General features: G+C 52.5%; 22 protein-coding genes. 1 reads left to right on the top strand and 21 read right to left on the bottom strand.

The genetic code is table 11. From position 1 onward, the window contains the following. From KF749_15870 to KF749_15770, 21 genes are all read right to left on the bottom strand, one after another. The coding region (locus tag KF749_15870; GenBank protein MBX2992631.1) for a lipopolysaccharide heptosyltransferase family protein at nucleotides 1-428 on the bottom strand (428 nt) is incomplete at its 3' end. 56 nt (nucleotides 429-484) lie between these two features. Beyond that, nucleotides 485-1,513 (bottom strand): glycosyltransferase family 9 protein, encoded by a 1,029-nt coding sequence (locus KF749_15865; protein ID MBX2992630.1) that lies wholly within the window; start codon nucleotides 1,511-1,513, stop codon nucleotides 485-487. After that, a complete protein-coding gene (locus KF749_15860; GenBank protein ID MBX2992629.1) occupies nucleotides 1,510-2,250 on the bottom strand; it encodes an endonuclease III in 741 nt (246 codons plus the stop codon). The genes KF749_15865 and KF749_15860 overlap by 4 nt, the downstream gene beginning before the upstream one ends. Next, nucleotides 2,247-3,686, bottom strand: a complete 1,440-nt coding sequence (locus KF749_15855; protein MBX2992628.1) for an aspartate kinase — start codon at nucleotides 3,684-3,686, stop codon at nucleotides 2,247-2,249. Before KF749_15855 ends, KF749_15860 begins: the two co-directional genes overlap by 4 nt. 86 nt (nucleotides 3,687-3,772) lie before the next feature. Beyond that, the gene (locus KF749_15850) at nucleotides 3,773-4,567 is read right to left on the bottom strand and encodes a cyclase family protein (GenBank protein ID MBX2992627.1); all 795 of its coding nucleotides are present in this window, start codon (nucleotides 4,565-4,567) and stop codon (nucleotides 3,773-3,775) included. Between the two features lies 1 nt (nucleotide 4,568). Further along, nucleotides 4,569-4,844 carry a cytochrome C oxidase subunit IV family protein gene (locus tag KF749_15845; GenBank protein MBX2992626.1) on the bottom strand — a complete coding sequence of 92 codons (276 nt, stop codon included), beginning with the start codon at nucleotides 4,842-4,844 and terminating at the stop codon, nucleotides 4,569-4,571. A 2-nt stretch (nucleotides 4,845-4,846) separates the two neighbouring features. Further along, entirely contained in the window at nucleotides 4,847-5,527 is a 681-nt protein-coding gene (locus tag KF749_15840) for a cytochrome c oxidase subunit 3 family protein (GenBank protein MBX2992625.1), read from the bottom strand. Then, entirely contained in the window at nucleotides 5,490-7,121 is a 1,632-nt protein-coding gene (gene ctaD, locus KF749_15835) for a cytochrome c oxidase subunit I (protein MBX2992624.1), read from the bottom strand. Before ctaD ends, KF749_15840 begins: the two co-directional genes overlap by 38 nt. Further along, nucleotides 7,118-8,074: a cytochrome c oxidase subunit II gene (coxB, locus tag KF749_15830; GenBank protein ID MBX2992623.1), complete on the bottom strand. Its 957-nt coding sequence runs from the start codon at nucleotides 8,072-8,074 to the stop codon at nucleotides 7,118-7,120. The genes ctaD and coxB overlap by 4 nt, the downstream gene beginning before the upstream one ends. A 22-nt stretch (nucleotides 8,075-8,096) precedes the next feature. Continuing rightward, on the bottom strand, nucleotides 8,097-8,927 hold the full coding sequence (locus tag KF749_15825) for an SCO family protein (protein ID MBX2992622.1): 831 nt from the start codon (nucleotides 8,925-8,927) through the stop codon (nucleotides 8,097-8,099). A gap of 39 nt (nucleotides 8,928-8,966) precedes the next feature. Next, nucleotides 8,967-9,374 (bottom strand): hypothetical protein, encoded by a 408-nt coding sequence (locus KF749_15820; GenBank protein MBX2992621.1) that lies wholly within the window; start codon nucleotides 9,372-9,374, stop codon nucleotides 8,967-8,969. Nucleotides 9,375-9,376: 2 nt separating this feature from the next. Next, nucleotides 9,377-10,546, bottom strand: a complete 1,170-nt coding sequence (locus KF749_15815; GenBank protein MBX2992620.1) for a hypothetical protein — start codon at nucleotides 10,544-10,546, stop codon at nucleotides 9,377-9,379. Nucleotides 10,547-10,549: 3 nt separating this feature from the next. Next, entirely contained in the window at nucleotides 10,550-11,053 is a 504-nt protein-coding gene (locus tag KF749_15810; protein MBX2992619.1) for a cytochrome c, read from the bottom strand. Between the two features lie 72 nt (nucleotides 11,054-11,125). Beyond that, nucleotides 11,126-11,671, bottom strand: a complete 546-nt coding sequence (locus tag KF749_15805; protein ID MBX2992618.1) for a DUF3341 domain-containing protein — start codon at nucleotides 11,669-11,671, stop codon at nucleotides 11,126-11,128. 40 nt (nucleotides 11,672-11,711) lie between these two features. Next, entirely contained in the window at nucleotides 11,712-12,980 is a 1,269-nt protein-coding gene (nrfD, locus tag KF749_15800; GenBank protein MBX2992617.1) for a polysulfide reductase NrfD, read from the bottom strand. 130 nt (nucleotides 12,981-13,110) lie between these two features. Further along, complete coding sequence (locus KF749_15795; protein MBX2992616.1) at nucleotides 13,111-16,107, bottom strand: TAT-variant-translocated molybdopterin oxidoreductase; 2,997 nt, start codon at nucleotides 16,105-16,107, stop codon at nucleotides 13,111-13,113. A 15-nt stretch (nucleotides 16,108-16,122) separates the two neighbouring features. Next, nucleotides 16,123-16,779: a cytochrome c3 family protein gene (locus KF749_15790; protein MBX2992615.1), complete on the bottom strand. Its 657-nt coding sequence runs from the start codon at nucleotides 16,777-16,779 to the stop codon at nucleotides 16,123-16,125. A gap of 262 nt (nucleotides 16,780-17,041) precedes the next feature. Then, complete coding sequence (gene corA, locus KF749_15785; protein MBX2992614.1) at nucleotides 17,042-18,043, bottom strand: magnesium/cobalt transporter CorA; 1,002 nt, start codon at nucleotides 18,041-18,043, stop codon at nucleotides 17,042-17,044. A gap of 132 nt (nucleotides 18,044-18,175) precedes the next feature. Then, on the bottom strand, nucleotides 18,176-19,414 hold the full coding sequence (locus KF749_15780) for a radical SAM protein (GenBank protein ID MBX2992613.1): 1,239 nt from the start codon (nucleotides 19,412-19,414) through the stop codon (nucleotides 18,176-18,178). A gap of 134 nt (nucleotides 19,415-19,548) precedes the next feature. Beyond that, nucleotides 19,549-20,835, bottom strand: a complete 1,287-nt coding sequence (locus tag KF749_15775; GenBank protein MBX2992612.1) for a citrate synthase — start codon at nucleotides 20,833-20,835, stop codon at nucleotides 19,549-19,551. Between the two features lie 28 nt (nucleotides 20,836-20,863). After that, entirely contained in the window at nucleotides 20,864-23,086 is a 2,223-nt protein-coding gene (locus KF749_15770; GenBank protein MBX2992611.1) for a S9 family peptidase, read from the bottom strand. A 140-nt stretch (nucleotides 23,087-23,226) separates the two neighbouring features. Between KF749_15770 and KF749_15765 the strand changes: the two genes are divergently transcribed. Next, complete coding sequence (locus KF749_15765; protein ID MBX2992610.1) at nucleotides 23,227-23,724, top strand: asparaginase; 498 nt, start codon at nucleotides 23,227-23,229, stop codon at nucleotides 23,722-23,724. Nucleotides 23,725-23,743 lie beyond the last annotated feature (19 nt).

The raw sequence follows: 23,743 nt of genomic DNA, 5'->3' as shown, positions 1-23,743 counted from the left end.
TCGTTATTCAGCGGAACAATCTGCCCGCGAGTATTGATGCCGAAACCGAGTTTTTCCCCGGCCTGCAAACCCGCGACAAACGCCCCCGAACGCCGGGATTTGTCGACACTTAACACCAGATCGAACTTGATTTGTTGAAGTATCATCCAGTTCTCGGGTTCCCACTGATAGATCGTATCGAGGTAGGGATTATTAAGAAGCAGAGGGTATGCATTCTTCAGCGTGATCCACGAAATATGGCTATTCGGATATTTTCGCTTGAGAGCCGGAAGAAGGCTCGTGGTCACCAGAACATTGCCCATCGCATCGAGATTGACGATGAGGATGCGCGTCCCGATCGGCTCGTTTGCGACACATTCAGTGTAGCATCGGGTATCGGGGAAACACGGCTTGTAGCCGGTAAAGTGCTTGCAGTCCGGAATGTGCATTCTACTCCGGCGGACGGGTTTCTTCACCCGGGATTTCGTCCGTGAATTTTTCTTCTTCATAGCATGAGGTTATTTTTCTTGATCACATCTTCAACGCCCCGCAACACATCATCGACAGTCAAATCAAGCATACACGGGTTTCCGATCGGGCACTTGGTGAGATTGCAGCCGAGGCAATCAAGCTTTTCATTCCTGACAACAACATGCCCAGAGCCGTAGGGTCCCTGCAAAGCGGGATTTGTCGGACCGTAGATGCCTACAACCGGAACGCCCAACGCGGCTGCAATATGCATGGGACCGGAGTCGTTTGTTACAACCAGCGAGCATCGTTTCAGCAACGCTCCGAGTTGGCGCAACGTTGTTTCCGGAGGAACAAAAGCCGGCTGCCTCATGAGTGATTGAAGCTTTTCGACCTCCTCAAGCTGCCCCCTCCCCCACGAAAGAACGACATGCGCGCCGTAGTGTTCAACAAGTCGATCTCCGAGCGCGGCAAACTGTTCAAGCCGCCAACGTTTCGTGTACCAGCCGCCACCCGTGTTAAGGCAGACAAGCACCTTGTTGCTCAATCCTGCCGCATCCAGAAATCGGGCAACATACGCTGCTTCCTCATTGTCGAACTGAAAATAGAGACTGCGATCCTGAATAGCAATTCCGAGTGCCTCAAGCGCGTCGAGATTGAATTGCGTGTTGTGCACCTGACCGCCTCGCGGTTCGGCAACAATGTTGTACGCATACGTTCGCCCTCTGAACCTGTATCCGATACGATACCGGGCCCCGCTCAAGCGTGTCACCAGCGCGGTACGCGGATTGCCGAAGAGATCAATAATCATGTCGTACTGTGCACGTCGCACACGCATGATCAATTCAAGGCCCCCTGTCTCCGATTTCTTGAAAACCATCGTTCCGTTGATGTGGGGGTTGTCCCGTACCACATCCACGCTTGGCGGCTCCGTCAGGTAATCGATCTGCGCCTGCGGAAAGGCATGTCTGAGGTTCTTTGTCACAATCGTCGAGAGCAGGACATCTCCGATGGCTCGCAGTTTTATAACAAGAATTCTCCGCACAGAGTTGTGATCGAGTGTCATCTCACATTATCAAGAAGCATGAAATCATGATCCGCCGTTGAAGGAACTCGAGTCTGCTTTTTCCGTTTCTTCTTCCCCTCATACAGGCATTCATCAAAGAGGGGGCATTCTCCACAGGAGGGCCTTGCCGACCTGCACATCATTCTGCCAAAGCGGATGAGATTTGTGTGAAATGAATATCCCTTCCCTTTCGGGATCAGCGTTTTCATTTGCTCGAATGTTTTCTCGGGCGTGTTGCTGTTTGCCAGCCCTAACCTGTTGCAGATGCGATGGACATGCGTATCAACGGGGAACACATCCCTTTCCATCGAAAACAGCAGAACGCAGGATGCTGTTTTGAGCCCGACGCCGTTCAGCGATGTGAGTTCCTCCAAAACAGAGGCGCTTGGCTTTCGTTTCAATGCAGAGAGATCATGCCTGCCATATCGCGTCTTGACCGCACGAAGCGTTTGCTTGATCCTTGCCGACTTCTGGTTTGCCATTCCACCCGATCGAATCGCAGCAATCACGCTCCGCATCGGAGCATCGGCAACATCATCCCAACGGGGAAACTTCGCACGAAGGGTTGTGTACGCCCGGTGACTGTTCTTGTCATTGGTATTTTGAGAGAGTATCGTCGCAATCAGCATATCAAGAGGTGGAGGAAGATCCGACGTTTGGCGCGGAATACCGAGGAGTTTCTCGAGTGTCGTGGCAACCCGGAGCGTCTTTGTACGAAGGTGTCGGGTACGTGTCAATGCGCGACTTCCTCGAACGTGTCGGGCAGCGTGTCGCGTTCGAAGAATCCGGCGTGCAGGTTGTTCAACGCCTCATGCAGCCGTTCGCCGTCAATGACCAACGTCAGATTTGCGTCCGACGCTCCGAATGAAATCATGTACACCTGAAAGTCCGGCAGCGCGTGAAAGATGCGCGGCAATATTCCACCGGCACCGCGTATTCCTTTCCCGACAAGGCAGAGGCTTCCCTTGTTGTGCAGGATTTCCACTCTGCCGAACTTCTCCAATTCGTGCGCAAGCCCGTCACTCACGGCTGCATCATCAATTGCGAAGGCGATCTTGAATTCTGAAGTTGCCGTCATTCCCGTTGTGATGCCGTATGCCGTCAGCACGCTGAAAATTTCCTCCCAGAACATATACGGACTGAAGCGTTTGAGGGGAAAGATGCTTACAACAGCAATATCATCTTTGTGGGCGATCGATTTGATGCAAACAGCGCCGGGTTGTTCTTCACTCCCCTTGAGATGATAATCCACGACTGTGCCCGTTCCTTCCCTCTTTGAATTCAGAATCTGAACCGGAATGTTCTTTTCGATCACCGGAAGCATCGTACGCGGGTGCAACACTTTTGCCCCGAAGTACGAAAGCTCGAACGCCTCCTCGAACGACAGGCGCTTCAACTTCTTCACGGATTTTACGACACGCGGGTCTGCCGTGAGAATCCCGTCAACATCAGTCCAGATCTGAACGTTCGCGGCATTCATTGCCCAGCCGATAATCGAAGCCGAATAATCCGAACTCTCACGTCCCATCGTCGTGTACTCGCCGGAACGGGTAATCCCGATAAACCCTTGCGTGACGGGAACTTTCCGCTGTTCCAACAGCGGCCGAACCTTCTTCTCCAGACCGGCTTCGACAGCGGAAAAAACGGGTTGCGCACGGCCAAAATTGTCGTCGGTGAGCATGAATTCTTTCGCGTCAACCCAAACCGACTGAACTCCGGATTCGAGCAGGCCCGCGGCGATAATTCGGCTTGACAGGCGCTCGCCGAACGAACACATCGCATCCAACGTTCGCGGTGTCAGCTCTCTCAAAATAGCTATGCCTTTGACGAGTGCCTTGATCTCTGCAAGATGATTGAAGAAGATTCCCTCCAACTCTGCGGCAGCAGATCGTGAGGCAAGAAGATTGTCGATAATCTTGTTATGACGTTCGAACAATCGTGTAACAATGGCAACAGCCTCGTCTTCCTTTCCCAGAGCAGCCGTTCGTGCGGTCAACTCCAGTTCGTTCGTCGCTTTAGCGATGGCGGAAATGACAACAACCGGTTGCTTGTCAAGATGGGATTTGACAAGGCGAATCACATTGCGCATTGCAGCGGCGTCCTCGTTGGAAGTGCCGCCGAATTTCATGACAATCATGATGTTGAGCGAGAAGAGAGTGAAGGAATCGAACACGCCCCCGTGACCGTACTGCTGCCCGACAAGCGTGTGTCAAATGTACGAAAGGAAGAAGTTAATTGGTAGTTGATCGAGGACTCGATTCAATCGAGCAGGGCGATGATCCGCAACGGCCCCCCGCTTCCTCCTTTGATGTTCATAGGAAGAGCAACAACGGAGAACCCGGCATCGGGCAACTGATCGAGATTGGCGACGTTCTCAAATGCAGGGATATTTGCAGTGAAGAGTGCAACATGGCTCTCAAAGTACACGGACTGTCCGTAGTCGATGCTCGGCGTATCAATGCCGATGGCTTTGATGGACCGGCTGCTAAGCAGCCATTTCGCAGTCTCCGGGTGCAAGCCCGGAAACCGGAGCTTTGCAACGGCAGCCGCACCGAGTTCCGACGTACCCAAATACTCCTCGCGGTGAGGCCAGTATTTTCCGAATCCGGTTCGCAGAAGGATAATGCATTCTTTCGGAAGTTCGCCGTGTCGTCTCTCCCATTCCGCAATATCCTCGATCAAGACCTGATAATCCCTGTCGGCAGTACATTTGGCCGTCACATCAACAACCACCCCGATACCAACAAGTTGCTTGACGGGAATTGCATCCACCGTGTTCTTCCCTTCTGCAAAATGTATCGGGGCATCGATGTGTGTGCCGCCATGCTCCGGAGCAGAGAATGTGTTTGCTGAGTAGAAAAACCCGTTGGGTGTTATTCCTTCAAATCCCTTTTCAAACCGGAAGCCTTTTTCGGTCGGCCAATAGATGGTTGTGCTGTCGAAGGGGTACGTGAGATCAATAATCGTGCGGTCGGCAAGATGAGGCTGCTCCTTGCAGCAACCGGTCAGCAGAAGTGCCCCCAACGTCGCGTTGAAGAACAATCTCATAGCCATTTCACCGCGTAATGTAGTCGGCGATGGTGAGGACGAACATGATGAAGAGCCAGAGGATTCCGGCCCCGGCAAACAACCATGTAAGGCGGGAATTGTAGCGCAAGTGCATGAAGTACAATGCAACAATCGTCGCTTTGACTGTGGCAATGCCCATTGCGATGTAGATATTCAGAAAGCCGAAATTGTAGAACGCAACGTCAACCGTGACAAGCGTCAGCAGAATCAGCGTCACGAAGACGAGGTAATACACTTTTTGAGGGATAACGTGTTGCGACATACTCAATGCCTGCTGACTAAGTATAATAACGGGAAGAGATAAATCCATACAACATCAACGAAATGCCAGTACAAGCCGGCGACGTCAATCGGTGAATAGTATTCCGCCCTAAAGCGTCCCCGCTTCGCCTGATAGAGAAGAACCGACAGCACGCCGATGCCGATGATCATGTGAATTGCGTGCAAACCGGTCATCATGAAATAGAGGGAGAAAAACATCTCCGCTTGCTGCCCGAACGGCCCGGCAAACTGGAACGACGAACCGGGAATCAGATGCTCGTGAATCTTGTGCGAGTACTCGAACGCTTTGATGACAAGAAACGCCGATCCCAGCACAATCGTCGCAATCAGGTAGCGGACGAGCCCCTTCACCTTTCCCATTTGCGCGTCACGGACAGCGAGCACCATTGTGAGACTGCTGCAAATCAGCACGCCGGTGTTGACTGCGCCTAACACAAGATTGAGCCGGAGGCTTGCCTCTGCAAATGCGTCCGGGTACATCGAGCGATACAGTGCATAGGCAACGAACAATCCCCCGAAGAACATGATTTCGGTAACGAGGAATGTCCACATGCCCAGCGTGCTTGCCTCACGCTGTTGGTCCATGTCGGTGAAGTGGTGGGCGTGCCCCACCGCGGTGTCGGAGTTATGCGACAACCTTGTCCTCCTCCTCCTGATACACATAGGGCTCGCCGGTCACAACCGGCGTCTTCTCAAAATTGTGAGTTATCGGCGGCGATTGTGTTGTCCATTCCAATCCCGTTGCCCCCCACGGGTTTGTGCCGACGGTCTTCTCCTTGCGGAGTGACCAGAGCAGATACACCATCGGAATGATGTAGCCGAGTCCGAGAATCGTTGCTCCGGCTGTCGACAACACGTTCAGCACCTGGAATTCGTCGGGATAAATGTAGTATCGCCGCGGCATGCCGAGGTACCCGAGAACAAATTGGGGGAAGAACGTGAGGTTGAATCCCACAAACAGAATGAGTGCCGAAAACTTCGCCCACGCTTCGTTGTACATTCTCCCCGTCATTTTCGGCCACCAGAAATGAATACCGCCAAGATAGCCCATCACCGCTCCGCCCACCATGATATAATGGAAGTGAGCGACGACGAAGTAGGTATCCGTGAGATGGACGTCAGTTGCCAGCGACGCGAGGAACAGACCCGTCAACCCCCCAATCGTAAACAAACCGATGAAGCCGAACGCGTACAGAATCGGCGTCCGGAATTCAATGTGTCCTTTGTACAACGTCGCCGTCCAGTTGAACACTTTGATTGCGGAAGGAATCGCCACCATGAAGCTCAATGCTGAGAAGACGAATCCGGCGTATACCGATTGTCCGCTGATGAACATGTGATGACCCCACACCAGGAATCCGAAAATGGCGATCGCCATGATCGCATACGCCATGAATTTGTATCCGAAAATCCGTTTGCGTGCGAAGCAGGTGACCACTTCACTGATCACCCCCATCGACGGAATGATCATGATATAGACGGCGGGATGCGAGTAGAACCAGAACAAATGCTGAAAGAGGATCGGGTCGCCGCCTAACGCCGGGTCAAAGATTCCGACACCCATCAATCGTTCAAACAACAGCAGACAAAGCGTAATAGCAATAACGGGTGTCGCGAGAACGGTGATGATGCTTGTTGCGTAACTCGCCCAGATAAACAATGGCAGCTTGAACCACGTAAGCCCCGGCGCCCGCATTTTGTGAATCGTGACGATGAAATTCAGGGCCGTGAGGATGGACGAGAATCCGAGAATGAACGCCCCGATCACCACAGGCACGACATTCGACAGTGAGTAGGTTGAACTGTACGGCGTGTAGAACGTCCAGCCCGTATCAACGCCGCCATTCACGAGGGCATACAGCGCAAAAATCCCCCCGATATTATACACATACCAGCTCATGAGATTCAGCTTCGGAAACGCAAGATCCTTCGCCCCGATCATCAGCGGAACAAGGAAGTTCCCGAGCACAGCCGGTATGGATGGAATCAGGAAGAAGAAGATCATCACCACGCCGTGCATGGTGAACAGCTTGTTGTACGTTTCAGCCGACACAATATCGCCCGCCGGCGTCATCAGTTCGAGACGAAGGAGAAAGGCAAAGAACCCGCCCACGAAAAAGAAAACTGTGATCGAGATAAGGTAGAGAATCGCAATACGCTTATGGTCAACCGTCAGCAACCACGACTTGAGGCCGTAGCCTGCGTGGATGTAATCATTCTCACGGTCAACAACACTGTGATGGACGGTGTTACTCATTGGTTGTTTCCTTGATTATCTTGTGTCGCGGAAAGCGACCGGACATATTCAATCAGCTGGTTTACCTGCTCGTTGGTCAACTGGTTCTTGTACGTCGGCATCAGTTGCTGGTACCCTGCCACCGTTTTTGCCCCCGGATTGAGAATTGACTCGCGAATATACTCCTGATCGGCAACAATCGTCTTGCCGTCGGCGAGTTTTACCTGTTTGCCCCAGAGTCCGTCGAGCGCCGGTCCGCGCAGCCCTGTATCCTGCCGATGACACGTTTTGCAGCCGAATCGTTCGAACAGTTCTGCCCCGCTTGACGCCATTGCAATGCCCGCACTACTTGTTCCCGACAGCCACTTTTCGTAGTCCGCAGGCTCCATCGCTATCACCTTGCCGATCATTCCGGAATGCGAGGTTCCGCAGTACTCGGCACAAAACAAATGATACTCGCCCGGTTTCGTCGCTTCAAACCACTGCGTCGTGTACTTGCCGGGCAGAACGTCCTGCTTTACTCGGAATGCAGGAATATAGAAGCTGTGAATAACATCCTGCGACGTCATGATCAGCTTGACCGGCCGGCCGACAGGAATATGCAACTCGTTAATCTCGCGGTTGCCGCCGGGATGTTGAATCTTCCACATCCATTGCTTGCCGACGACATAGACTTCCATCGCATTCGCCGGTGCTACGTGCATGTCAAGATACAGCTTTGCCGACCAGCCGAAGATGAACAAAGCAATAATCAGCGGAATAATCGACCACGCAAGCTCAAGCGGCAGATAGTCGCTCAAAGCACCTTTGCGGCTTGCTTTCGAGCCCTTCCTGTACCGCGCAGCCGAAAACGCGAGCGCAATGGTGATGACCAGACTGAAGAACACGCTGACAGCAACCAGGAAGAAAAACAACGCATCAATCTGGTCTGAGATCGTTGAAGCGCTATCAGGCAATAAGGGAAAACTCGACATCGTCAAGAGTGATATTGATACATCAGTTCAATTGCGCCTTTGAAATGGAAAGCGCTTTCTTTTTGTCACGACGGAAATTCAAAAACATATATCCGCCGAGCACGAGAATCATCAGGATACCGCCGCCCCTCAGCAAATTCGCCACGACCATTCCGTATTTTCCCGTCGTCGGATCGTAGTGATAGCACAGCAGCAACAGCTTGTCGACGGGAGATCCGATCTTTTCCTGTGCCGCTTCCATGAGCGAGAACGTCAAATCCTTGGCGCCATATTCGATTCCGTAGAGGTAGCGGGCGAGTTTGCCCTGCGGCGTTGCCACCATGATGCCGCTGGCATGCGCAAATTGCTTCGTCGGCGGATCGTACACAAAATAGAAGCCGACCGCATCAGCCAGTTTTTTGATGGAGAGGGAATCGCCAACCAGAAAGTGCCAGCCCTTGTCAACTCCCGACCGGGCATACTCGGTGACGTACGTGTCCTTCTTGTCCGCTGCCATTTCCGGCGACTCGGCGTGGTCGATGCTGACCGTGATGATATCGAACTCCTGCCCCGCGGTGAACTTCAGTGTTTTGAACGTCTGAACCATCCCATTCAACACTTGCGTGCACAGCATCGGACAATTGTAGTACACGAGCGAGATGATCACCGGTTTCTTATGAAAGAATGAACCGAGTTTGACCGTATCTCCTTCTTCATTCCTGAATGTGAGATCAAGCGGAATCTGATCATGCAGTTTCTGGTCAATGCCTACTTCCGTAAACGCCCTCGCTGCTGCTTTCGTCGGATCCATCATTTGGGATGAAGCAAGTGAGGTTGCAACAGCAATCACAACTGCAACGAATACACTTCTCATGTGTTCTTGTTCTTTCTATGAATTCGAGGTACAAATCATCTATTTCTTCCCCTCAACCGGAAAGCCTCTTTCCACCGCCAAGGCCATTGCGCGTTCAATCGGAATTCTCGCAATTCCCGAATCCTTGTTCACCCATCCGTAACTCGCAAGAATCGAATCCTGCGACAAGATGAAGGGCGCCAGCATTTCCTTCGGATCGGCTTGCAGACGGGGTTCGGACGGAAGTTTCGCCGGATCAGGAACCGCAAACGTTGTCGCTGGAGCATCAGGGACGGCCGTATGCGATTGGAAAACAGTGTACATCCACCACGAGAAGAGTATCCCGGCAATCACCAGTCCGGCCGACAACAGAATGCCGCTGATCGCGACACTCTTCACATCCACATCACTCGTCTCGTGACCGCGGGCTACCGAATCGTTGCCATGGTTTTCGTGCTTGTGTGTCATACTCAGTGTTGCTCCGCTACGCCATTATGAAAACGTGGATCGTTAAGCGGCAAGAGAGGGGAACTCTTCAAGTGTCCGATGAACAGCCACAGCCAGACCCCGCCGATTGCAGCCGGTGCGGCAAGCGAAAGCCAGTGAAAGTGCAATTCATGATTGTTGAATGCCGGATACACAAGCCAGTACAAATCCACAAATCGCATAACAAGAATGCCGACTGCAATCCGCGCAAGGGGCACGATATGCCGCTTCAATCGGCGTGAAAGCAGCAACGCAAACGGAACCGCAAAATGTCCGGCAATCAACACAACAGCGAATACACTCCATTCCGAATTCATCCTGCGGATATGCCACATGTTATCTTCAGGAAGATTTCCGGACCAGATGATTAGAAATTCGGAAAATGCAATGTAGGCCCACAACACTGTGAACGCCATCAGCAGATTGCCGAGATGGTGAAGGTGGCGTGTCGTCAGAATACCCGCCAGTGGTTGCTTGTCGCCGAGCCATCGGACAAGCACGATGCAGAACGCGAGCGCCGTCAGCACAGCCCCGACAATCCTTCCGACACCGTACATCGTCGAATACCATTCGGGCTCAAGCGACATCATCCAGTCAACAGAAGCGAGAGTGACTGTAATAACAAAGAATACCATCGACGGACCACTGAAAATCTTCATCTTGCGCGTCAGGCGGACATCGCCGTTCTGATCTTGCAAACGTGAATTCTTCGACAGCCAATACGCCACCAGCAACCAGAATCCGAAGTAGAGTACTTGTCTCACAAGAAAGAACGGCACGTTCAGGTAGCCGAGTTTCTTCTCGACAACGTGCTCAAGCCCTTCGTGGTTCGTCCACGGATACAACTCGTGCATCCCGATAATGATGGGAATGAACATCAACGCCATGTACGGCAGCGTTCTTGCACCCGACTCGACATACCGCTGAACAACATGCCCCCATGATCCGGAGACAAGATGATGAAGGATGAGAATGCCGAGGCACCCCAGCGTAAGGCCCATCCAGAAGAGATAGCCGAAGAGATAGGATTGGAAGAAATCCGCCTGCGACATCAACGCCCCGGCAGCAAGAGCCGCAACGCCGGCAACGCCTACGATCATGGCACGCTGCCGGAACCGGTTGAAGAGCGGAAGAAGTTCTTCGTTCGTGTTCATTACTTACTGTTGAGGAAGTTTGTTCTTGTCATTGTCGGGAAGCATGGTTTCAGGCGCACGCTGGCTGAGTTGCAATGCGCGAATGTACGCGCCAATCGCCCAGCGATCGTGCACAGGAACGCTGGCGGCATAGCTGTACATCCGCCCGAAGCCGTTCGTCATGACATCAAAGAAATATCCTGCAGGACGCGCCCGGAGACTATCCGTGTGAAACGAATTCGGGCGGGGGAAACCTCTCTGCACGATCATTCCGTTCCCATCACCCAACCTGCCGTGACACGGCGTGCAAAAGGTTGTGTACCGGTCCTGCCCCCGAGCCATAACGCTGTCGGTAATACCAAACGGAAACGCATCAGCGAGGACACCGTCTATCTTGCCGGTATTCAGCAGATCGTTATTAACTGCATGACCCCGTGCCACCGTTCCTTCAGGGAGCGGACGGGACGACGAGCCGTCAAGAAAGAAATTGCTGCGTTCAAGAGGCTTGATGCGCGCTCCATCGTACATGTCATTGCATCCGGTGAAGAGCAGAACCGAAACAAGCAATACTCCGATATAGTGACGTTCGGCATTCACAACTTATTCATCGTCTTGATGATAGGGATCCTTCGTGTGAACATGTTCAACCACCGAAATATAATCAGGATTGAGACTTTCCAGAAACTTGCGTGTTTTGTCTTTGTCGAATTTCGGATCGACAGATTCGATACACAAGAAGAACTTGTCCTTCGTCGCCAACTCGAACCGGTCGACGTTGAATACGGGATGAACCGGCCGCGGCAATCCGTTGCGGAAGATCATCCCGATGACGGCCCCGAACGCCGAGAAAAGAATCGTCAACTCGAATGTTACGGGAATCCATTGCGGCCAGCTGTTCAGCGGACGCCCGCCAATGTTGAGCGGATAATCGATCACCGACACCCAATACTGGAAAAAGAACCCGAACAACATGCCGAACAATCCGCAGCAGAGAACAAACAACGAGAGTTTCGAGTGCCGGATGCCGAGCGCATCAGTCAGTTCTTCCATCGGGAAGGGCGTGAAGGCATCCATTTCGTGATAGCCTTCCTGTTTTGCCCGTTCGGCGGCCGCAAGGATTTTCTCCGGCGCATCGAACTCGGCCATCAAGCCGTATATGTCGGGTCGTTTGACGAAAAAGTTCATATCAATTCGCGTCCGCGCTGGTGTCGATAATGCGCCCGCGCCACGGGAGCAAGTGCTTGATTTCAAAAATGGAAATCATCGGCATAACACGGACAAACATGTAAATCAGCCACACAAAGAATCCGATGGTGCCGAGGTATAGTCCCCAATCCCAGATTGTCGGATGGAACATATCCCACGACGAGGGGAGAAAATCACGATGCAGGCTCGTGACCACAATGACGAATCGTTCCAACCACATTCCCACATTGACAACAAGAGAGATAATGAACAGCAGAACAATGTTCGTCCGGACTTTCTTGAACCACAACAACTGCGGCGTGAGTCCGTTGCAGAAAATCAGCAGCCAGTACGACCACCAGTACGGACCGAGGATTCTGTTCTTCATCATGAAATGTTCGTACAGACTTCCGCTGTAGTAGGCGAAGAACAATTCACACAAGTATCCGTAAAACACGATCAGCCCTGTTGCGAGCATGATCTTCGCCATATAATCAAGATGGCGGTCAGTGATGAATGACTCGAGCTTGTACCATTTTCGAGCCGGGATCATCAACGTGATCACCATCGCGAAGCCCGAATAGATTGCGCCCGCTACGAAGTACGGCGGAAAGATCGTCGCATGCCAGCCCGGCAACAAACTCACGGCAAAGTCAAAACTCACAACGGAGTGGACGGAAACAACCAGCGGCGTGGCAAGCCCCGCAAGCAACAAGTACGACATTTCGTAGCGATGCCAATGGTGTGCCGACCCTCGCCAGCCCATCGCCAGAATTCCGTAAATCACCTTCTGCCAATGCTTCGTTGATTTGTCGCGCATTGCCGCAAGGTCAGGAATCAATCCCACAAACCAGAACATGAAAGAGACCGTGAGATACGTCGTCACAGCAAACACGTCCCAGATAAGCGGGCTGCGGAAGTTCACCCACATACCCATCGTGTTGGGATAGGGAATCAACCAATAGTCAAGCCACTGGCGACCTGTGTGCAGCGCCGGGAAAAGTCCCGCACACATGACGGCGAACAATGTCATTGCTTCGGCAAAACGGTTGATGGCGTTGCGCCAATGCTGATGAAGCAGAAGCAAAATTGCCGAGATCAGCGTTCCGGCGTGACCGATACCGACCCACCAGACGAAGTTCGTGATTTCAAAAGCCCAACCGACCGGATTGTTGTTTCCCCACACTCCCGGGCCGAACAACAACACCGCGCCGATCGACAGAACAAACACAAGCAGAAGACCCGAGGTGATTGCGAGCGTCACCATCATTGCCTTCGGTGTCTTTGTATGGAGAACGTCGCCGGCTATCTTGTCGGTAATTGTACCGTAGGTTTCCTCCGGCGCAACAAGCGGCTCGCGGCGTTCCAGTATGTCGGTATGGTGATGCTCTGCCAAGGCGTTATCCGTGGTGATCTGTTGTTGCTTTCGGGCGAAGAACGTGAAGTTCCGGATTGGGATTTCTGAGCTTTGCGAGATATGATGTTCTCGGCTTTGTATTCAGTTCAGACAGCAAGCCGTAGTCCCGCGGCTCGGCTTTCATGTTCGACACGTTGCTGTGCTTGTCATTGATGTCACCGAATGTAATCGCCCGGGCCGGGCAGGCAGATTGGCACGCCGTGATAATCTCGCCATCACGGATGAGCCGGTCTTCTTTCTTCGCTTCGATGCGCGCAGCACTGATGCGTTGCACGCAGTAGGTGCATTTTTCCATGACGCCGCGATTGCGCACAGTGACATCCGGATTGTGCATGAGCTGCAGCGATTTTGTTTCGGTGTCGGAGTATTGGAAATAGTTGTAGCGGCGGACTTTGTACGGACAGTTATTGGAACAATAGCGGGTGCCGACGCAACGGTTGTACGTCATCACATTCAGCCCTTCGTGATCGTGTGTTGTTGCGGCAACGGGGCATACAGGCTCGCACGGCGCATTCTCGCAATGCTGGCAGGCAACCGGCATCACCGCCAGTTCGGGGTTGTCCAGATCATTCCCGACATAATACCGATCGACGCGAATCCAATGCATCTCGCGTCCGTTCTCAACTTGAGCTTTGCCGACCACCGGGATGTTGTTCTCCGACTGGCACGCGATCATACACGCATTGCAGCCCGTGCAGGCGTTCAAGTCAATCGTCATACCCCACGCGTAGCCGTCGTACTCGAACGGCGGGTAGAAGGATTCCTTGTCCGTCGGAACGTGTGCCATATGTTTGGCAAACTCGGGATGCGCGAGGTAATCATCCAGAGTCGCTTCACGAACAATCGGGCGGCCCTCCATGCTCCAATGATCCTGCGTGGAAGCCACTTTGCGCCACTCTCCCGTTTTCCGTATTTCCGCTCCGCCGCCAAACCAGGGATTCGCCGCAGTTCTTAGCGCGAAGGCATTTGCGCCAAGTCCGTCACCAACACGTCCGGCTTTCGTTCGACCGTATCCGAGATGAAGCGTGACGGATTCATCAGGATGCCCCGGCAACGTCCACGCCGGAACCTTTACCGTTGCGCCGTTGCGGGAGACTTCAACGATATCGCCATTCTTCAATCCGAATTTCTGAATTGAGTTCGGACTCATCAACGCAACATTCTCCCACGTCAGGCGCGAGATTTGTTTTGGAAGTTCCTGCAGCCATCCGTTGTTCGAAAACCGGCCGTCATACACAGAGGGATCGGGACGTAGCATCACTTCGATTCCGGGTGCAGCGGCAGCGGCAAATTGCCAATCAACATTTCGTGCAGAAACCTGCTTCGGCCGGAATGCAGTACCATCGACAACGCCGTCGTTCAGACATTTTCTCCACCACATATCAAATGCGGCGCCGACATGTTTCATCTTCCAATACGATTTGACAACATCTTCACCGGAACGCCCCGTTCCGAACAACTCGTCGAGTAACTCATGCGCGGATTTCGTCCTGTACAAAGGAAGAATAAGCGGCTGCATGATCGTGGCCGTTCCGTCGAATGCCCGTGCATCGCCCCATGCTTCGAGATAGTGAGATTCAGGAACATGCCATTGACAGAGTTCGCTTGTCTCGTCATTACACTGGCTGAGATGAACGCTGAACTTCACGTTCGAGAAAAGGTCGCCGAGCTTCAAATCTGCCGGAGCATCATACACGGGATTGCCGCCAAGAATCAACAGTATGTCAACGGAACCTTTGGCAATATCGTCGGCAAGGGATTTCAACGATTCGCCATGATTGACTGCCTGCACTTCCACGGGCTGCGTGTATTCCACCGTGTTTCCGATGTTGCCCAGCGCGGCATTCATCGCGTGTGCCAAGGCGTGAACAACAGCAGGCTGATGGTTTCCTGCAACAACAATTGATGATCCCGGATGCTTCTGCAAATCGTTCACTACCGCCGCAATGGCCTTCTCATCAACCGACGTGGCTGCCGGCAAAACACCGGTTACACCGAAACGAGCCGCGAGTGTGCGTGCAAATGCTTCAACTTCACTTGCCCTCATGCGGAAGCGATGGTCTGCCATTCCACCTGTGATCGTCGGCGAGCTCTCGGCACAATACAGGCGGTTCATGTTTGGTTTTGTTCCGCTCACGCGGCGACGGTTGGCAAAGTCACGGGCATGACGGACATTTCCGGGGCCCGTTCCGAGGAAATCCGCGTCGAGCGATACGATGATATCGGCTTTGTCGAACCGGTAACGGGGGAAAAGATACTCGCCAAAGAGTTGGGCGGTTCCTTCACGAACAGTATCAAGTCCGCACGGCTCATACTGATGCCAACGTGCTTCGGGGAAACCGGCAAGAATCGATTGAATCTGCCAGCCTAATGTTGGCGACGTAATATTCTGGGTGAGAATGCGAAGTCCTGCGCCTTTCAAGGCTTGCTGTGCGTCGAGTTGCAGGCGGGCTGATTGAACGAATCTATCCCAACTGCTGATAGTCCCCTTGTTTGTTACAACTTGTGAACGGTCGGGATCGTAAAGGTTAAGGAGTGACGCAGTCGCAAAAATGTCCGCCGCGCCGAGGCTGGCCGGGTGGTCGGGATTACCTTCAATACCTGTGGGCCGGCCCATATGGCTTTTTGCGAGAACCCCCGTTGCATAGCCGCCGAGAACGAATGCAGTCGCATAGTACAAAGGCTTGCCGGGAACAAGGATCTCAGGCGCCTTGACATAAGGAACAATCTTCTCTTCCGGTTGTTGAATGCACGCTGTCAGGCCCGCCATCGAAAGCGATGCACCCATTACCTTGAGAAAATCCCTGCGGCTGTATCCTTCCGGTAACGTCGAAGCTTCTCGCGGAAATTCCTTCTCGAGAAATTGCCTGAACTCTTCCGTTTCGGCAATTTCATCGAGGCTCCTCCAATACTCTCTTCCCTCCTTGCCGGAAAGCTTTGCTCGTACATCTTCTATGTCAAAGATCTTGGTCTCGTTCATTCAAAATTCAGATACTCATCTGTGGCAGATGGAACAGTCTGTAAGCTGTTTCACTTGCACGTTGTATTTCTTGACCAGTTCCTTTCCAAATGCGATCTGGTCGACAGGCGGCTTGTAATCAAAATTGTAAATTTCTTCGACGGGGCGGATGTACTTTTCCGGAGCACGATGGCAATCGAGACACCACGCCATTTGCAGCGTACTGCTTTTCCAGGTCAGCGGCATGGCATTCACATCGCCGTGACAGACTTGACATGCCATCCCTTTGTTGACGTGAATACTGTGATTGAAGTATGCAAAATCAGGAAGGTCGTGGACTCTCACCCACTCCAGCGGTTGCTGTGTCCGGTAGCTTGCCCGCACCGGTTCCAACATAGGCGCGCCTGTCCAGATTTGCGAATGACAGGTCATGCACGTATGTGTCGGGGGTATTCCGGCGAAGGCGGCTTTTTCAGCCGAGGTGTGGCAATAGCCGCAGCTGATGCCGAGTCCGTTGACGTGATGTTCGTGACTGAAGGGTATCGGCTGTTCAACGGGCACGTTCACACCGGTAAAATATCCCGAACGGTACCAATCCCACCCTACCCAGCCCATGAAGCCAAGGACAATAAGCGACGCAATAATGCTGGCCCGCGACACGACTCTCATGCTGGGATGAAAAATCTGGGCCATCGAAACTTAACGTCCTTGACTTGATGATAGAGAACAAATAGTCCGGCGCAAGCGCAGCTTCACATCGCTGTAACTGACGGGTACTTCGAGGAAGAAATGCGTCTGACCAGCAGGAAATAGACTTGCAATGGCTTCAAATATACGCTACATGCGTTTGAGTGTCAAGAAAGCCGTCCGATTTTTTTTTGCAACATGCGATCAGTGTTGAAAATACACACACTACGTCAACTGAAGTATGCTGCAACGGGCTGAACAACAGGGGTCAGATCCATTTCTTTCTTCGGAACCATATCAACATTCCTCCCGCGACCGCAACCATGAAAATCGACGCCAGCGTGTGACCGTATTCAAGGTGGAGCCACGGAAGAAATTCAAAGTTCATTCCGAAGAAACCAGTAATAACACTCAAAGGAAGGAAAATTGTGGAGATGATCGTGAGCACTTTCATCACTTGTGAAAGTTTATTTGAAGTAACCGAGAGGTATGCATCCAGCAATCCCGACACGACATCACGATAGGAATCCGTCAGATCGGCCATCCGGACGAGATGGTCGTACACATTTCGATAATACGCCATCTCGTCGCGCGCAATCAACTCGAACTCGCCCCGCGACAACCGGCTCAACATCTCCCGTTGGTACATGGCAATGCGTCTGATGGTCATGATGTTCTTCTTCAACTGAAGAATACGCTGCATGGTGTGTTGCGAGGGTTCCTTGAATACCTCGGCTTCCATGTTGTCGATGGCACTGTCAAGCGCATCGAGCAGCGGCGTGTAATTGTCAACGACATCGTCAATGATGAGATGAAAAAGAAAATCAGGGCCGCGGCCAAGCGTGGCAGGGTTTTTCGTGCAAAGCTGTACCGCGTTGGTGATTGACCGAAGGGGTTTATAATGGTGGGTCACCAGCACCTGCTTCATCAGAAAAGCGCTCAACTGGGTTGTCCGGATTTCAATTCCGCCCGCAAGGTCCTCCCCCCCGCTGCTATGCGAACCCTCGACAGGATTGAAAATCACGAACAGGTAACTGCCGAAATTCTCCACTTTCGGCAAATGCCCCTCCTCATCCGTGCCTCTTTGAGCATCCTCAATGGCCAGCGGATGAATATCGAGCAGCCCGACGAGCAACGTCTCCTCTTCGGCGTCTGATGGATTCTCCATATCGATCCAGAACATTCCCTGCTGGCGCGGCAGCGAACGCGCAAGTTCCTTGACCGTAAGGCGCTTTATGTCATTATCAAGAAAATGGTAGATTGTCACCATGAGGCAGCCAGTCGAGTCCGGTATTCAGACTATTGGATGGAAAGATTCACAATTCTGAACAGAGAGTCAACGGAACATTCAGGGGAAAGTGAAGCGCGTTGCCGCTTCTGCTCCACCTTCCCGTCACAACTGTCAGGATGCATTACTGCTTTGGGGAACTGCCCTCACCCAATCGCCGAAGTTCGTCAATTCTTCCATGCGGCACGACCAGACGAGCTTGTCGTCAAACACGGTAATATCCGGGCAGCCATCACACATGCTGAGGGCGCCGTTTTGCATGAAATCCGCCGGTTGAATTATCATGATTGATTGCATATGCAGTTTCTTGAAGAAGAGAGCGGGATTGCGATACGCGTCATGCAAATATGCCGATGTCGTGCGAGAAAGACCCTTGTCCAACGGTGAAAGCGCCAGCATGGATTTGGCACGGCCGAGAACCTTCGGCTTTGTGTACGCAAGGTAGGAGCCGTTCACAAAATGGTGAAGAGATTGCGAGAGTTCCATGAATTTGGGTCCGGCATAGCCGAATATCTTGTCCTTCGTCCCGATACGAAGCGTCAGAAGCCACTTGAAGTGATCGGGACGTTCGGTGCCGTTCAGATACGCGCAGGGCTGGAAGTCGGGATACTTCGTGCGAATGGTTTGAACAATATCCGTTGACATGATGGAGATTTGCCGATCGTTGTCGATGGCATACATTATCGGCGACATGTCAACCTTCTGCCCGCCGACAAGATAGTCGTAGCCCTTGTGCACCGGGGCTGCACGATACGCGATGAACACAAGAATGTTCACAATGTCAATATGCTTCTGCCCCCACTCGACAATGTCCGGAACATACTGCAGCGTGTGCTCGTACACCGTTGCGTTGAACGCGCAGGAAATACCGCCGACTTCGGCAAGCATTCGGGCGTAGTGCAAACGAAGATCGTTGAGTTCGAGTTCGGTTTTCCCTTTCATGTGCGGGCGCTGCTGGCCGCTGTCGATATGAAACGTGAATCCTTCGATACCGGCGTCTTTAAGGGCTCGCAGCTTCTCCTTCGTCAGCGCAAGCCCGTTCGTATTGATGATCGGCTTCTGTCCGTCTTTCGCAACCATTTCAACAATCTTCTCGATCTGCGGATGCACCAGCGGGTCGCCGCCGGCAATCGAGATGCCGTCAGTTTTGCGCAGACTCTTGAAGATGTCCAGTTCCCTTCGAACCTGCTCAAGCGTTTTGTGCGCGTTCGATTCGTTCTTCCGGTAACATCCGTCGCAATACAGATTGCAGGCACTCGTCGGCTCAAGCCAACTGATGGCATTGTCCGGAAGAGTCCAGGGCAAACGGTACAGATCGTTGTGGTTCAGAACATGATTGGTTGTTCCGTCCATGTGATAACTCCTCATAATGTTGGGGAAAAGGAAAAAGCCTGTTCTTCTTCGATATGAAGAAAAAAAGAACAGGCTTTGATAAAGAACGTTACCTCTACAACTTGATTGCGGCAGAACTCTCTCTGCCGAAAAACTCATCCCCTTTTGCTCATGACAACATAGTCCCGCGTGTCGTGGCCGAGATAAATCTGGCGCGGGCGGGCGATTTTTTGTTCGCTGTCGTTCAGCATCTCATTCCACTGGGCGAGCCAACCCACCGTACGCGGAATCGAAAAGAGCACGGCAAACATCTCAACCGGAAATCCCATTGCTTGATAAATAAGTCCCGAATAAAAGTCAACATTCGGATACAGCTTGCGCTTGACAAAGTATTCATCTTCCAGCGCAATTTTCTCCAACTCCAACGCAATATCCAGCTTGGGGTTGCGGCCGGTAACCTCGAACACTTCATCGGCGAGGCGCTTGATGACTTTTGCGCGCGGGTCGTAATTCTTGTACACCCGATGGCCGAATCCCATCAACCGGCCGCTGCCGCTTTTCACTTTCTTGATGAACTCGGGCACATTCTCTTTCGTGCCGATTTCGTCGAGCATATGGAGAACGGCTTCGTTTGCGCCGCCATGCAAAGGCCCGTACAACGCTGCTGCAGCCCCGGCCATTGCCGCGTACGGATCTATTTCTGAACTGCCGATGCCGCGCATTGCGTTTGCGCTGCAATTCTGTTCATGATCGGCGTGAAGGATGAAGAGAATGTCAAGTGCCTTCACGAGCGTCGGATGCGGATCATACTTCGGCTCGGTCATCTTCCACAACATACTCATGAAGTTGCTGATATAGCTGAGCGAGTTGTCTGGATAGACGTACGGCTTTCCCTGACTGTGCCGGTACGCAAATGCGGCGATCGTCGGCATTTTGCTGATGAGGCGGAAAATCTGTTTCTGGCGTGCTTCAGGATTTCGTACGTCGCGGCCGTCACGATAAAATGTCGAGAGAGCCCCGATGGTGCTGATGAGCATTCCCATCGGGTGCGCGTCGTAGTGGAATCCGTCCATCAACTTCTTGATGTTCTCATGAATCATCGTGTGAATCGTGATGTCATGCGTCCACTGTTCATACTCAGCTTTCGTCGGCAATTCTCCGTGCAGCAACAGCCAGGCTGTCTCAAGGAAATTGCTTTTCTCCGCCAACTGCTCGATGGGATATCCGCGATAGCGCAGGATTCCCTTGTCGCCATCGATGTAGGTGATTTTGCTGATGCAGGAGGCGGTGTTCATGAACGCCGGGTCGTACGTCATCATCCCGAAATCATCATCCTTCACCTTGATCTGGCGAAGATCCATCGCCCTGATCGTGTCGTGCGTTATCGGTATTTCATATTTTTTTCCGGTCCGGTTGTCGATGATGGTCAGCGTATCGGGCATAACAGCGTTCTCCTTGCAGCCGTGAATGTTACAAGTTATCGTGAATGTAGCGAGTCATGAGGTTGTACCAATGCGTCCCGACCGCCTGCCCCGAAAAACTGTGCGTGCTTGCCGGATACGCCATAAAATCAAACTGTTTGTTTGCCTTCTGAAGGGCGTCAACCAATATCATCGAATCCTGAAAATGGACATTGTCGTCAACAACGCCGTGAATCAGCAGGAATTTTCCGTGAAGGCCCGGGGCATGATTCACGGGTGAACTGTTGCGATAGCCGTCGGGATTTTCCTGCGGACGTTCCATGTAGCGCTCGGTATAATGCGTGTCGTAGTTTTTCCAATCAGTCACGGGTGCAACCGCTATGCCGAGTTTGAATGCTTGTGTCGTGAACAGCGCCAGACACGTGATGAATCCGCCGTAGCTCTTTCCCCACATCATGACACGCGTCGAGTCGACAAACGGCAAGGACTTCACGTATGCGGCGCCTGCAAGCTGATCTTCCAGTTCAATCGTACCAAGCTGCTTGTGCAGCATATTCTGAAACCCGCGCCCCCTTCCGGGCGTTCCCCTTCCGTCGACCGCAAACACAATATACCCTTGTGCCGCCATTGAACGGTGCCACAGCATCCGCACTCCCTGCCACGCGTTTTCAACAACACGCGATGTCGGCCCGTTGTACTGGTACATAATCACGGGGTAGCGGGTGTGCTCGTTCACCGTGGAAGGTTTGATGATGAACGCGTGCAGATCGTATGTTCCGCCGGCGGATTTGATTGTCAGAAATTCCGGTTGCGGCAGATCATACCGTTCCAATTCATCAACCGGATTCTCCTCGATCATCATCGCCGCTGATTTGGAGACCGTCATATACGCAACCAGCGGAGGACGCGCGGTGCTTGAGTATGTGTCCACGTACGCCTGCTTGTCCGGCGACATGACGATAGTGTGTTTCCCGTCTGAAACAGAAAGCCGGGTCATCCCCGAACCATCCAATTTAGCGCTGTAGAGATGGCGTTCGAGAGGAGTCTTCTCAAATGCCGTGAAATAGACAGCTCCCGCCTTTTCATCTACACCGACTACTTCATCAACATCCCATTTGCCTTGCGTAATGTGGTGGATGAGGGTTGATGACTCAGGCCGTCCTCCTCCGATAGTTGTGTAGTAGTAGATGTGTTTGTAGCCATCCCGTTCCGAGAGCCAGATGAATTCCTTTCCTTCATTTATGAATCTCAATCTATCATGCAAGCGGACCCAGTGCGGATCGATTTCTCGCAACAACAAACTCGAGGTTCCGCGCTGCGGATCAAACAGCATCAGACTGAGTGTATCCTGATTGCGGGATTGGATCTGTACCGCGAGTCTTCTGCCGTCGGGGAACCATTCTACCCGCGGCACATACACATCCGTATTTCCGCCAAGGTTCAGCCATGCGGTTTTCCCGGGGAACACTGGCACGATTCCCACCCGGACAATCGCATTTGCTTCTCCTGCCTTCGGATATTCCTGTACCGTCACGTCGGCATAATCCGTAAGATAGTTAACGATATGGAATTCCCTGACAGGCGTGTTATCGATTTGAAGGAACGCGATGTTCTTGCTGTCGGGAGACCACCAGTAACCGGTGTGACGGCCCATCTCTTCCTGCGCAACAAACTCGCTCACGCCGTTCTTGATTTTCGCCGTGGCACCCGAGGTCAGCTTTCTCTCGGATTTTGTCAGCAAGTCCAGAAGATAGATCTCACCGCTTCGAACATACGCGAGATACGTCCCGTCGGGAGAGACTTTAGGATCGATTTCGGGCTCCGGGGTTTCCGTCAAACGCGTAACGTGCCTGGTACTCAACTCTATGGAAAATACATCGCCATTCAACGGAACGATCATCTTCTTCGAGTCGGGAGACCACACGTAGTGGGTGATGCCCGAACCTGATTCCCTTCGTCGCTCACGGGCGCTTTCTTCTTCCGGTGAAAAACGTGTTTTCCCCGCAATCAGGTCAGTTGCCTGCAAGAGCAGCGTGGACTTTTTCTGTTGCGGATCGAAAAGCCAGAGTTCTTTCTGCCCGTCGGAAGCATCGGCACGTAAATAGGCAATCTTCTTGCTGTCCGGCGACCATTTGATGGCACTGACACTGACGCCCGACAGCGATGGCGCGGCAAAGATTCTTTCAACAGAGAGCCGTTCGCCCTCCTGCGCAGAGCAAGCACAGGCGAACACGAAACCTGCAACCGCAAGCATCACATTACGAATGACCATCTCTCCAACTCTCATAATTTTGATCAAGATACGTAAGAAGGTGTTCAGTCTCAACAACAAAAACGGGTGTTAGGAATTCTTCAAAAACAATTCTTACATTTGCACGAACCAGTCATTCACAAATCAACACGAGAGTTTCTATGGCAATCCGGATACTCATCACCGGCGGAACGTTCGACAAGGAGTACAACGAACTCGACGGCACACTGTTTTTCAAGGACACGCATTTGCCGGAAATGCTGCGGCTTGGCCGCTGCAATGTGCCGTACCAGATTGAGACGCTCATGATGATTGACAGCCTGGAAATGACGGAGAGGCACCGGAAAACGATCCTCGACCGCTGCCGGACTTCAACAGAACACGCCATTGTTATCACACACGGAACCGACACAATGGAACACACTGCCAAAGTGCTCGGAATGGCCGGTATTGAAGGCAAGACCATCGTCCTGACCGGGGCGATGATACCCTACAAATTCGGCAGTTCGGACGGCCTGTTCAACCTGGGAAGCGCGCTCGCTTTTGTCCAGTCGCTTCCGGCAGGAGTGTACATTGCCATGAACGGGAAATGTTTCAAATGGGATAACGTGAGGAAGGATAAAAAGGCGGGCCTCTTTCGGGAAATCAAAGAGTCATAATGTGACCCGCCTTTGCAGA

The organism is Bacteroidota bacterium, from assembly GCA_019637975.1.
GTDB lineage: Bacteria > Bacteroidota > Ignavibacteria > UBA10030 > UBA6906 > CAADGV01.
This window is presented reverse-complemented; position numbering and strand designations above follow the sequence as displayed.